General features: G+C 68.1%; 10 protein-coding genes. 6 read left to right on the forward strand and 4 right to left on the reverse strand.

What is annotated here, in order from left to right:
* Positions 1–256 precede the first annotated feature (256 nt).
* On the forward strand, positions 257–721 hold the full coding sequence (locus tag NJD74_RS09535) for a ribonuclease domain-containing protein (RefSeq protein WP_070470349.1): 465 nt from the start codon (positions 257–259) through the stop codon (positions 719–721).
* A complete protein-coding gene (locus NJD74_RS09540; RefSeq protein WP_019182893.1) occupies positions 718–1,164 on the forward strand; it encodes a barstar family protein in 447 nt (148 codons plus the stop codon). Before NJD74_RS09535 ends, NJD74_RS09540 begins: the two co-directional genes overlap by 4 nt.
* Before the next feature lie 108 nt (positions 1,165–1,272).
* Here the strand turns inward: NJD74_RS09540 and NJD74_RS09545 are convergent, their stop codons facing one another.
* Both NJD74_RS09545 and NJD74_RS09550 read right to left on the reverse strand, forming a co-directional pair.
* Positions 1,273–3,015: a hypothetical protein gene (locus NJD74_RS09545; RefSeq protein ID WP_319624055.1), complete on the reverse strand. Its 1,743-nt coding sequence runs from the start codon at positions 3,013–3,015 to the stop codon at positions 1,273–1,275.
* 9 nt (positions 3,016–3,024) lie between these two features.
* Positions 3,025–3,624: an NfuA family Fe-S biogenesis protein gene (locus NJD74_RS09550; protein WP_019182890.1), complete on the reverse strand. Its 600-nt coding sequence runs from the start codon at positions 3,622–3,624 to the stop codon at positions 3,025–3,027.
* Between the two features lie 90 nt (positions 3,625–3,714).
* On the opposite strand from NJD74_RS09550, the gene NJD74_RS09555 reads away from it, so the two are divergent.
* From NJD74_RS09555 to zupT, 3 genes are all read left to right on the forward strand, one after another.
* A complete protein-coding gene (locus NJD74_RS09555; protein WP_019182889.1) occupies positions 3,715–4,056 on the forward strand; it encodes a 4a-hydroxytetrahydrobiopterin dehydratase in 342 nt (113 codons plus the stop codon).
* 4 nt (positions 4,057–4,060) lie between these two features.
* Positions 4,061–4,480, forward strand: coding sequence for an energy transducer TonB (locus tag NJD74_RS09560; RefSeq protein WP_019182888.1), 420 nt, complete (start codon positions 4,061–4,063; stop codon positions 4,478–4,480).
* A 185-nt stretch (positions 4,481–4,665) separates the two neighbouring features.
* Complete coding sequence (zupT, locus tag NJD74_RS09565) at positions 4,666–5,475, forward strand: zinc transporter ZupT (RefSeq protein ID WP_019182887.1); 810 nt, start codon at positions 4,666–4,668, stop codon at positions 5,473–5,475.
* 156 nt (positions 5,476–5,631) lie between these two features.
* On the opposite strand, the gene NJD74_RS09570 is transcribed toward zupT, so the two are convergent.
* Complete coding sequence (locus tag NJD74_RS09570; protein ID WP_019182886.1) at positions 5,632–6,570, reverse strand: RluA family pseudouridine synthase; 939 nt, start codon at positions 6,568–6,570, stop codon at positions 5,632–5,634.
* 442 nt (positions 6,571–7,012) lie between these two features.
* On the opposite strand from NJD74_RS09570, the gene NJD74_RS09575 reads away from it, so the two are divergent.
* Positions 7,013–10,441 (forward strand): Rne/Rng family ribonuclease, encoded by a 3,429-nt coding sequence (locus NJD74_RS09575; RefSeq protein WP_319624056.1) that lies wholly within the window; start codon positions 7,013–7,015, stop codon positions 10,439–10,441.
* 277 nt (positions 10,442–10,718) lie between these two features.
* On the opposite strand, the gene NJD74_RS09580 is transcribed toward NJD74_RS09575, so the two are convergent.
* Complete coding sequence (locus tag NJD74_RS09580) at positions 10,719–11,528, reverse strand: endonuclease/exonuclease/phosphatase family protein (RefSeq protein WP_254427773.1); 810 nt, start codon at positions 11,526–11,528, stop codon at positions 10,719–10,721.
* Positions 11,529–11,536: the final 8 nt, after the last annotated feature.

Below are 11,536 nucleotides of genomic sequence, written 5' to 3' on the forward strand. Positions count from 1 at the left end.
TGGTAGCTCACTCACCCGGCAAAGACCGGGCGTTGCGGAGTCGATGATGGGGATGGCCGACAAGCTTACCAAGGGCGATGTAAAGGAAACTTCGTCCTGCGTGGTCGATGGCGTGTCGGGCGCGTTACGCGACAGTGACGGTGTACACCGCTGTGGCGCAGGCCCCGCGGTGCAGCATGCCTGTTCGGCTGGGCCTCACCGTGCCGGGCGGTGATCGCAGTAGAGTAGTGGCCTCGCCCCTTTTCGCTGGCCCCTCATGCGCAAGCCGCTGTTGTTGTTGATCGCCATCGTGCTGCTGGTGGGAGGCCTGGCCGCCATCAAGCTGGCCCAGCGCCCGCCCGCGCCGCAGTTTGCGCCATCGCTGACCCAGCCCGACAGCGCGCCGGCCGCCCCTGCACCGACGGCATCGAGCCGGACGACGCGCGATCCCCTGCCCCCGTTCCTGCCGGCCGAAGCGCGCGACACCATCGCGCTGATCCAGCGTGGCGGCCCGTTCCCGCACCGCCAGGACGGCAGCATCTTCAGCAACCGCGAACAGCGGCTGCCGCAGCGGCCGCGCGGCTATTACCACGAATACACGGTAGACACGCCCGGCGCAGGCAATCGCGGCGCACGGCGCATTGTCACCGGCGGCACCCCCCCTACTGGCTGGTTCTATACCGATGATCACTATGAAACGTTCCGCAGTTTCGACGTTCCACCTGCCGGGAGCTGGCAATGACGCATGACGGATTCGAGTTGGGCCTGCACGACATCAACAACGCCGGTATCTATGCGATCGGCAACGATGATGTCGCCCCGTTGTCGGCGGCGATGCGCGATGCCGGCCTGCGTGTGATCCAGATCGACCTGGCCGGCTGCCAGGACAAGCGCACCTTGCTGATGCGGCTGGCCGCCCGCCTGGACTTCCCGACCGGCTTCGGCGGCAACTGGGATGCACTGACCGACAACCTGCGTGACCTGGCGTGGCTGCCGGCCAACGGCTATGCGCTGTTCTTCAACGACGCCGATGCGCTGCGCAGCGAGGCGGGCGCGGAGTTCGACACGCTGCTGGATGTGCTGGACGAAGCCAGCCGCTACTGGGGCGAGAGCAACGTGCCGTTCTGGGCGTTCGTCGCGCTGCAGGACGCGGACGTGGAACCGGACGCGGACCCCGCACCGTAACGCCCAGCATCCGGTAGAGCCACGCCATGCGTGGCTGCGAGGCGCCGTGACACCCGGCCGAAACCCAGCCACGCATGGCGTGACTCTACCCGCCGCCGAGGCCGCGCCTCATCGGCTGCCGTTGTCTTCCTGCAGTTCCTTCTTGAACGGAATGTCCGGCGGCGGACGCGCGATGGCTGGCTGGTCCTGCATGTTCGGATCGCTCAAGCCACAGCCCCCGCCGAACTGCAGCACGGAGATCACGCAGGAAATCGACGAGCTCGTGCCAGGGATCGGAATCTCCACCGCCTTGATGCCCTTGCGGACCCATTCGGCCAGCAACGATTCGTTGGGCGCCCAGTACTTGTCGAACGAGGTCGGGGTGTAGTCGTACGGCGGGCGCTTGAGCCAGGTGCCGGACTGCGCGATGCGCTCTTTGCTCCAGCCATCTTTCTCGCCGCCCGGTGCGCCGCGCTCGCTGTTGCCGTGACCCTCCTGGCCGGGCACGCGCACACTGCCATCGGCCTTGAACAGACTGCTGCCATTGCCCTGGGTCGCACTGACGGCACGGCCGTTGAGATCGGCGTCCTGCGGATGATTGGCCGCGCCCCAGTCATCGGACCGGTTGGGCGTGGTCCAGCTGCCGGGCGGTGCCTTGGACGGGCTCGCCGGGGCGCGGGTCGCGGTCGGCGACGTGGACGTGCTGGCGGCCGTGCTGGCATTGGCGGCCGCCGGCGCCGTCGCCGTACTGCTCGCCGCGGCCGGTGATGGCGGTGCCGGACGCGGTGCGGCGTTGGGCACCGCGCGTTCGCGCACGGCGACCTCAGGCGATCGGCCCGGTACGGCCACCTCGCGCGTGGGCAGCGTGGCCACGTTCACCGCCGGCGCGGTCACCGGCCGGATCTCGCGTTCGCGCACCTGCACCTCACGTTGCGGCATGGTCGCCTCCACCCGGGGCCCGGCAATGGCCACGGTGGGGGTCGGGGCTTCGACCACCGTGACCTGCCGCTCCTGCACGGTCAGCTCGGGCGTGCGCAATTGCGGTTCGGCCGTGCGCGGGGCCGGCACGATGGTCCGCGGCGTCGGCGCTTCCACCGTGACCACGGTGCGCTCACGCACCGCGATGTCCTGCGGCTCGCGCGTCATCACCCGCACTTCGGTGCGCGGCACGCTGGTCGGCGGCACCACGAAATCGGTCGTGGCCTGGGCCACCTCGGTCGCCTGGACGGGCTGCTCCACCGCCGGCGTCGCGGGCGCGGGTGGCGCCGGTTGTGGCTCGCTTGGCGGCGCCGGCGCCGCGGTCGGCTGCGGGGCCGATGCTGTGCGCGCATCCGCCTCGGCCTGCGCCATCGCCTGCGCATTGGCCATTGCCGCAGCGATCGCCGCGTCCGCCGTGGCCGGCTCGGCAGCGGCCGGTGACGCCCCTTGCTCCTGCTGCGGGGTGCCGCGGCCGACGAACTCCACCTGCACGCGCCCGCTCTCGCCGCCCTGTTCGGGCTCGCTTGGCGGGCGGATCAAGGCCACCCACAGCAACAACAGCGCGAACATCAGATGCAGCAGCGCGCTGATCAGCGCAGAGGTCCAGCGCATCCAGCGCTGATCGCGCGGGGCCGGGTCCCAGCCCTGCCAGAGCAGCCGGCGCATCGCCTGGATGAAACTCAGTTCGGGCAGGCGCCCACCAGCGGGCATCGGCTCACGCTGGGCCAGCTCGGCAAGTACTTCGCTGGCCCGGAACGGCCGCGGTAATGGCGACAACGCGCGCAGCCACAGGCCCCACCCATAGGGGAGGCCCGTGGTTTTTTCGAGAATGCGCTTGTCCGGCTGGCGAGCCAGCAGCCAATCGAGGATGTCGTCTGCCCGGCGCAGTGGCACGCAGCGCGATCAGGCAGCCGTGCCGCGGGGAATGTACGGCGCGTCGCCACTCTCGTGGTCGGTCGCGTCGCGCACCGCAGTGATGCCGGGCACACGTCCCATCAAGGTCTTTTCGATCCCCTGCTTGAGCGTGACGTCGGCCATGCCGCAGCCCTGGCAGCCACCGCCGAAGCGCAGCAGCACCACGCCCTCGGCCGAGACTTCCTGCACTGCGACCTTGCCGCCATGCGAGGCCAGCTGCGGATTGACTTCGTTCTCCACCACCCAGCGCACCCGCTCGACCAGGGAAGAACCTTCCGTCGGCGCCTCGCCCTTGATCTTCGGCGCCTTGATGGTCAGCTGCTGGCTGCCGGTGGCGTTGGTGACGAAATCGATCTCGGCGCCATCAAGCCAGGCCACGCTGGTAGCGGCCACGTAGAGGGTGAAGCCATCGCAGTCCACCGCCCACTCATCACCGAGCAGCTCGCCGGGATCGGCGAACTCCAGGCGGGCATCGGCGCGCGGGGTACCCGCATCGACGGCGGTAAGGCGCACACCCATGCCGGGCACGGCCTCACGCTCGATCAGCTTGCGGAAATAGGATTGGGCAGTGTCGGATATCTGGATCATCGGGCTATTCTAGCCAATCCCTTGTTATGCGCTCATTCGGTTTATACACCGGACCGCGCATTGTTCAGTCATCCAGATGTGGAGGAACCCATGGCCGACCTGATTCCGCTGGCGCAGGCCCATTGCGTGCCGCGCAAAGGCAGCGACCACAAGCTCGGCACCGCCCGGGTCACCGAGCTGCTGGCCCAGATTCCCGGATGGGAGCTGGCCGAGGCCGGCCAGGCGCTGACCCGCACCTTCCGCTTCGACAACTACCACGGCACCATGGCCTTCGTGAACGCCCTGGCCTGGGTTGCCCATCGCGAAGACCACCACCCGGACCTGGGCGTGCATTACGACCGCGCCGTGGTGCGATTCTCCACCCATGATGTGGGTGGCCTGAGCGAAAACGACTTCATCTGCGCGGCGAAAGCCTCGGCCCTGACGGAGTAAGCCCATGAAACTGCAGTACATCGTGCTGTCCAGCCTTGCCGTGGCGGCCTTGGCCGGCTGCAACAAGACGCCCGAACAACCGGCCGCCCCGGTCGCTGCGCCCACCGAGGTCGCCGCGGTCAAGACGCCACCGCCGGAGTACCCCATCGAACTGGCCTGCCAGGGGATCGGCGGCACCAGTACGTTCAAGGTTACTATCGCCGCCGACGGCCAGCCCAGCCAGGTCCAGCTCGCCAGTGGCAGCGGCAACGCCCAGCTCGACGAGCAGGCGCAGAAGGCGGTCCAGGCCTGGCAGTTCAAGGCGGGCACCCGTGCCGGGCAGACGGTCTCGACCACGATCCAGGTCCCGGTCAGCTTCAATCCGCCGCAGCCCAAGCCGGACGAGTGCTTCGCGATCGAAGAACGGCTGCGTCGCGGCGGCTGATCGCCGCAGGGTGTTGAGGTCAGCCGCCGCAAACCGCGCATCATGGATCGTCAAGGCGCCCGTCGGATCGACACGTCGCCACGCGCCCGGTGAACACCGCCCCCACGGAGCTCCGCATTTCAGCGGCCCAGTGGGGAGGTGGGTACCGCACGGCGCACTTTTCTCGTACAAGGACGCGTTGGCGGATGCCTGATATTTCCAGTGAAAACGTATGGATCGCCCTGGCGGTCACCCTGGCCGCCGGCCTGGCCACCGCGCTGGGCAGCCTGATGGTGCTGTTCTCGCGGCGCCCCAACCCGCGCCTGCTGGCGTTCGGGTTGGCGTTTGCCGGTGGCGCGATGGTCTTCGTCTCGCTGACGGAGATCCTCAACAAGGCCATCGATTCATTCACCCAGGCCTATGACGCCCGACTGGGCTTCGCCTACGGCACCGCGGCCTTCCTGGTCGGCGTGCTGCTGATCGTGGTGATCGACCACCTGATCCCGAACCCGCACGAGAGCCTGGACAAGCAGGACCCGCTGTTCCGCGACAACAACAAGGCCTACATCAAGCGGGTCGGCCTGTTGACCGCCGTGGCGATCACCGCGCACAACTTCCCCGAGGGGCTGGCGACGTTCTTCGCCACCCTGGAGAGCCCCTCGGTCGGCATGCCGCTGGCCTTCGCCATCGCCATCCACAACATCCCCGAGGGCATCGCGATCGCGGTGCCGGTGTATTTCGCCACCCAGAACAAGTTCTATGCGTTCGGCGCCAGCCTGCTCTCCGGGCTCGCCGAGCCGATCGGTGCGGCGATCGGCTATGTCGCCCTGTCCGGGGTGCTCAACCATGCCACCTTCGGCTGGGTGTTCGGGATCATCTCGGGCGTGATGGTGTTCCTGGCCCTGGACGAACTGCTGCCGGCGGCCAAGCGCTACGCCAAGGGCCACGAGACCGTGTACGGCCTGGTGGCCGGCATGGGCAGCCTGGCGATCAGCCTGGTGCTGTTCAAGTGGTGATGCCGGGGGCTCTATCCCGGCAACTCCGGGCCCTTTCAACCGGGTAACGTCGGCGCAGGGTCCCGCCGCCCGGTAGTGCCGGCCGCTGGCCGGCGTTTCCCGACGTCGGATGTCGATCGACACCGTAGCGGCCGGCACTACCCTTGTCGGTCGGCCTTATTTGAGCCGGTTCAACACCTCGACCAGCTCCTCGGCCAGCGGCGCATTGATCAGATAAGGGGTCTTGCCCGCATCCAGCGCGAACTCCAGCGAGGCCGCGTGCAGGAACAGGCGTTTCAGACCGATCTGCTCACGAAGCCGCTTGTTGACGTCCGGATCGCCGTATTTGTCGTCACCGGCCACCGGATGACCCAGATGCTGGGCATGCACGCGGATCTGGTGGGTCCGGCCGGTTTCGATCCGCACTTCGCAGTACGAATGGCCGCCCTTGCGCTCCAGCACCTTGAAGTGGCTGATCGACTCCTTGCCGATCGGATTGACCTGCACGTGGCGCTCGCCACCCTGGCGCAGGCCCACGTGCAGCGGGGCGTCCACGGTCATGGTGCCATCAGGCATGCGGCCGGCCAGCAGCGTCAGGTAGCGCTTGCGGATGCCGGCGCCGTGGTCTTCACGCAGCAGCGCCTGCAGCTCGCTCAGGGCCGAGCGCTTCTTGGCCACGATCAGCAGGCCGGAGGTATCCCGGTCCAGGCGATGGACCAGCTCCAGGGTCTTGCCCGGCCGCAGTGCGCGCAGGGTTTCGATGGCGCCGAAACTGATGCCGCTGCCGCCGTGACTGGCCACGCCCGACGGCTTGTTCAGCGCCAGCAGCCGATCGTCTTCGAACACGATTGCATCTTCCAGCCGCTTCATGAACGCGGCCGGCGGCCCCGCCTTGTCGCCCTCTTCGTTGAGACGGACGGGCGGCACCCGGACTTCGTCACCGCCCTCCAGCTTGCGCTCGGCCTTGGCGCGGCCGCCATTGACGCGGACCTGGCCACTTCGCACGAGCTTGTAGATCAGGCTGCGCGGTGCACCCTTGAGCTGGCCGAGCAGGAAGTTGTCCAGGCGTTGCCCGGCACGGTCGGCCGGAACAGTGATGATACGTACGCTGGTCATGGCTTCAGCGGCTTTGGGGGTGGGCTCGGTAACGGTCATTGGCCTTTTATTCTGTTACACTCGGCGGGCGAGATAAGGGATTGATTTCGTTGGAAGTTGCTCTGGGCCAGAAGCCCGACTTCCCGCGATTCCGGCACAGTGCGCAGCCACCGCCCCCGGGGCGGCCATGTTAGCGGCTCACCGGCGGTCCCGGCCATCGCCGGATGTCTGACACACATTCGCGCTGAACATGTCCCTGTGGCGCTCCAGCCTGGCTGAAAGCTGCCTCCGGCCCAGTTACACCCAAACCAAAACAAATGAAGCGCTCCCGCGGCCTGCCGTGGTGTCGTAGCGCTGGAAACCCAAACCGCCCTCCCCGCGCATGCGCGATGGGCGGTGAAGCGTGACCAGAAGCGAAACCCCATGGCGTTCCGCGCGGTAGCAGCGCGCGAGGAACGCAAGAATGAAGCGAATGCTGATCAATGCCACGCAGGCTGAAGAGCTGCGGGTAGCCATCGTGGATGGCCAGACGCTGTACGACATCGACATCGAACAGCCGTCCAAGGAACAGAAGAAGTCGAACATCTACAAAGGCCGCATCACGCGCCTTGAGCCTTCACTGGAAGCGGCCTTCGTCGAGTACGGCGGTGAGCGCCATGGCTTCCTGCCGCTGAAGGAAATCTCCCGCGATTACTTCCAGGCTGGCGTCGACCACAACAAGGCCGGCATCCGCGAGCTGCTGCGTGAAGGCCAGGAAGTCGTGGTCCAGGTGGACAAGGAAGAGCGCGGCAACAAGGGCGCTGCCCTGACCACGTTCATCTCGCTGGCTGGCCGCTACATGGTCCTGATGCCGAACTCGCCGAGCGCCGGTGGCGTCTCGCGTCGCATCGAGGGCGAAGACCGTGCCGCGCTGAAAGACGCGCTGGACAAGCTGAACATCCCCGACGACATGGGCGTGATCATCCGCACCGCCGGCGTCGGCCGCGATGCCGAAGAGCTGCAGTGGGATCTGGATTACCTGCTGCAGGTGTGGAAGTCGATCGCCGAAGCGGCGCTGACCAAGCCGGCCTCGTTCCTGATCTACCAGGAATCGCGCCTGATCGTGCGCGCCCTGCGTGACTACCTGCGCGCCGATGTCGGCGAGATCCTGGTGGACACCGAGGAGCTGTACGAGACCGCCCAGGAGTTCATGCAGCAGGTGATGCCGCAGACCCTGCGCAAGCTCAAGCATTACAAGGACGACATCCCGCTGTTCAACCGCTTCCAGATCGAATCGCAGATCGAAGGCGCGTATGAACGCAACGTCCGCCTGCCGTCCGGCGGCTCGATCGTGGTCGACCAGACCGAAGCGCTGACCGCCATCGACGTGAACTCCTCGCGCGCCACCAAGGGCAGCGACATCGAGGACACCGCCTTCCAGACCAACCTGGAAGCGGCTGAAGAAGTGGCCCGCCAGCTGCGCCTGCGCGACCTGGGCGGCCTGGTGGTCATCGATTTCATCGACATGGCCTCCAACAAGCACCAGCGCGAAGTCGAGAACCGCCTGCAGAACGCGCTCAAGTACGACCGTGCGCGCGTGCAGCTGGGCCGCATTTCGCGCTTCGGCCTGATGGAAATGAGCCGCCAGCGCCTGCGCCCGAGCCTGGGCGAATCCAGCCAGATCGTCTGCCCGCGTTGCGATGGCCATGGCCGCATGCGCAGCGTCGAGTCGCTGTCGCTGTCCATCATCCGCGTGGCTGAAGAGCATGCGATGAAGGAGAACACCGGGCAGGTGCTGGTCCAGGCCCCGGTCGAGATCGCCAACTACCTGCTCAACGAAAAGCGCAGCGCGCTGCGTGAGATCGAACAGCGCCATGACGCGCCGATCGTGATCGTGGCCGATGAGCAGCTGCACACCCCGCATTACGAAGTGACCCGCCTGCGCGAGAACGAGCTGGGCGAAGAGAGCGGCAAGCCGAGCTACCAGCGCGGCACCCCGCGCAAGCTGCCGGTGCATGCACTGACCAAGGCCCAGCTGAACATCCCGGTCGCCCCGGTGGTGACCCAGGTCAAGCACAGCCAGCCGGCCCCGGTGCGTGAAGCCCCGGAACCGGTGGCCGCACCGGCACCGGTCGCCGCCCCCGTGGCCGCCCCGGCCGCCACCGGTGTGGTGGGTTGGCTCAAGCGCATCTTCGGTGGCGAACCGGCCCCGGCCGCCGCACCGCAGCCGAGCAGCCGCCCTGGCCAGGACGGCAACCGCAACGGTCGCAACAAGGACCGCAACGGCAAGGACCGCAACGGCCGCCGCGATGAGCGTGGCGAGCGCGGCGGTAACGGCAATGCGCAGGCGCAGGGCCGTGGCAAGGACCGTGGTGAGCGTGGCGAGCGCGGCCCGAAGGGCGAGCGTCGTGACGAGCGCCGCCAGGACACCGCCGCACCGGCCAATGGCAACGCAGCACAGGTGCAGGCGCCCAGCCAGGGCAAGCCGCGCAACGAGCAGCAGCCGGCCAAGCCGCGCAATGAAGCGCGCAATGACCAGCAGCAGCCGAAGCTGAAGCAGAAGCAGGGCCAGAACGGCCAGGCCAAGCCCCAGCAGAATGACGGCGACAAGCCGGCCGTGAGCGAAAAGCCCGCGCGCCAGCCGCAGGCCGATGCACCCAAGCCGACCACCGCTGCCCCGGTCGCCGCCGATGCCGCGGTGATCGCCGCCGCTGCCGTGGTCGCCACCGATGCTGCTGCACCGGCTGCCCACGCGCAGGACGTGACCAAGGCCGTTGTGGCCGAGGACGCGCAGGCTGGAGTGAGCGAGGCCACCGAACAGGGTGACGCCCCGGCCAACGCCGAAGACGGTACCGGCGAAGGCGCTTCGCGTCGTCGTCGCGGTCGTCGCGGTGGCCGTCGTCGTCGTCGTGGCAACGGTGAGCAGGCTGCCGGCAGCGACGGCCTCAATGGTGACGAGAACGGTCTGGATGACGAGGGCGACGATCAGGATGGCGATCAGGACGGCGACACCGCCGCCCCGGCCGAGCGCCAGGTCGCCAACCATGGTCAGCCGCAGCCGGAGTTCGAGTTCGACGACGAATCCGGCAACGCGCCGGCCGCCGCCCCTGCCCCGGTCCAGGCCCCGCGCCCGGCTCCGGCAGCCGCTGTCGCCGCTGCCGCTCCGGTGGCGGTGGTCAGCAGCCCGGTCGTGACGGCGGGCCACACCGAGCCGACTCCGGCGCAGGTGGCAGCACCGGCCGCCGAAAAGGCACCGACCCCGGTCGTTGAAAAGGCCGCTGCCCCGGCAGCCGAACCGGTCGCCGAGAAGGCCCCGGCCTCCTACAACGACCCGGTGCCGTTCGTGGAAAGCCCGAAGCCGACCCCGGCCGCTGCGCAGCCGGCTGCACCGGTGGAAGCACCGCGTGTGGTTGAACCGGTGGCTGCTCCGGCGGCTCCGGCTCCGGTGGCTGCTCCGGCGGCTCCGGCTCCGGTGGCTGCTCCGGCAGCTCCGGCCCCGGTCGCTGCTCCGGTGGCTCCGGCCCCGGTGGTTGCTCCGGCGGCTCCGGCTCCGGTGGCTGCTCCGGCAGCTCCGGCTCCGGTCGCTGCTCCGTCGGCCCCGGTCGTCGAGACCGCCCCGGAAGAAGTGAAGGAGCCGAGCGCCGCGCCGGTGCAGACCAGCATGCTGGATGCCGTCGATGCGACCCAGGCCCCGGCACAGCCGGCAGCGCCGCAGGCCCGCACCGAATCGGCCCCGGCCGGCCCGGTCGTGCATAACGGCCAGCTGTTCGGTGCGACCGCCAGCGAAGCCCCGGCCACCACCAATGCCGCCGAACAGGCCGCCCAGGCCGAGGCCCGCGAGGACATCCCCACCGATGCCCCGCAGGCCGACGAAGGCGACAAGGCTGACCAGGAAAAGAAAGACACGCTCTGATCCTGGGTGAGTGACGCAACAAGCAGACAGCGGCCTTCGGGCCGCTGTCTGCGTTTGGGCGGTTGGATGGCGGAGCCAGCGGCGCGGGTCAGGCAATCATGATGGCGGCGTTGAGCGTACCCACGCATGGCGTGGATCTACACAGGCCATGGGATGCAGCAAGGGTAGATCCACGCCATGCGTGGATCCCGGATCGGTCGCATCAAGGGCAGATCCACGTCATCCGTGGAGGCAGCCGGTAGCGCGCTACACCATCACCGACGACGCGGCGCGCGCCTCAGGGCGTCGTCGCGCCGGCGTTGCCGGTACCCGGCGCGAACTGCAGCCGGGTCCACACGCCGTAGTGATCCGAGGCCCAGCGGCCATCGGCGTACGGCTGATCGAACAGGAGCTTCGCTTCGCGGGCAAGCAGGCGATCCTGCTGGAAGAAGATATGGTCGATGCGCGATGGCGCATCGTAGTAATGGCGGTTGAGCGTGCTGACCTGGGCCAGCTCGTTGTTGACGTGCACGCTGCCGTAGCTGTCGCCGTAGTGATTGCGCAGCTCGCTCAGGTCACCTGCATCCACCAGCGCGTTGAAGTCCCCGGCCACGACCACCGGCGCATCACCTGCGGTCTGCGCGATGAACGTCAGCAGATCGGCCACCTGCTCGCCGCGGATGCGGCTGCCCACCTCGTCCGAGCGCTCGTTCAAGTGCGTGGCATAGACATTGACCGGCCGACCGTCCACATCGATGCGCAGATGCGCCACGGTGCGGTAGTCGTTGATCGGTGCCAAGAGATGGTCGTTGCGCGTCAGCACCGGGCGCCGGGTCAGCAGTGCATTGCCATAGCGCTTGAAACGCCCCGGCGGATCGGTGGAAACGAACTGGTACTCATAGCCCAGCTTGCGCGCCAGCCACGCGGCCTGGTTGCGCACATGGGGCTTCTGGATCACCTCCTGCAACGCGATCGCATCGGGCTGCAGGGTCTGCAGCTCACGCAGGATCACCTGGCGGCGGGCCGGCCAGTTTTCGCGGTCGTGGTGCAGGTTGAAGGTGACCATGGTCATCTCCTGCGTGGCCCCTGCCCCGTTGGCCTGCGCCATCGCGACCA

The organism is Stenotrophomonas sp. RG-453, assembly GCF_033843685.1.
Taxonomy (GTDB): domain Bacteria; phylum Pseudomonadota; class Gammaproteobacteria; order Xanthomonadales; family Xanthomonadaceae; genus Stenotrophomonas; species Stenotrophomonas bentonitica_A.

Excerpts from the sequence above, each read along its gene's own strand:
- NJD74_RS09535 (WP_070470349.1), top strand. The coding sequence starts at position 257 with ATGCGCAAGCCGCTGTTGTTGTTGATCGCCATCGTGCTGCTGGTGGGA.
- NJD74_RS09540 (WP_019182893.1), top strand. The coding sequence starts at position 718 with ATGACGCATGACGGATTCGAGTTGGGCCTGCACGACATCAACAACGCC.
- NJD74_RS09550 (WP_019182890.1), bottom strand. The coding sequence starts at position 3,624 with ATGATCCAGATATCCGACACTGCCCAATCCTATTTCCGCAAGCTGATC.
- NJD74_RS09555 (WP_019182889.1), top strand. The coding sequence starts at position 3,715 with ATGGCCGACCTGATTCCGCTGGCGCAGGCCCATTGCGTGCCGCGCAAA.
- NJD74_RS09560 (WP_019182888.1), top strand. The coding sequence starts at position 4,061 with ATGAAACTGCAGTACATCGTGCTGTCCAGCCTTGCCGTGGCGGCCTTG.
- zupT (WP_019182887.1), top strand. The coding sequence starts at position 4,666 with ATGCCTGATATTTCCAGTGAAAACGTATGGATCGCCCTGGCGGTCACC.
- NJD74_RS09570 (WP_019182886.1), bottom strand. The coding sequence starts at position 6,570 with ATGACCAGCGTACGTATCATCACTGTTCCGGCCGACCGTGCCGGGCAA.
- NJD74_RS09575 (WP_319624056.1), top strand. The coding sequence starts at position 7,013 with ATGAAGCGAATGCTGATCAATGCCACGCAGGCTGAAGAGCTGCGGGTA.
- NJD74_RS09580 (WP_254427773.1), bottom strand. The coding sequence starts at position 11,528 with ATGGCGCAGGCCAACGGGGCAGGGGCCACGCAGGAGATGACCATGGTC.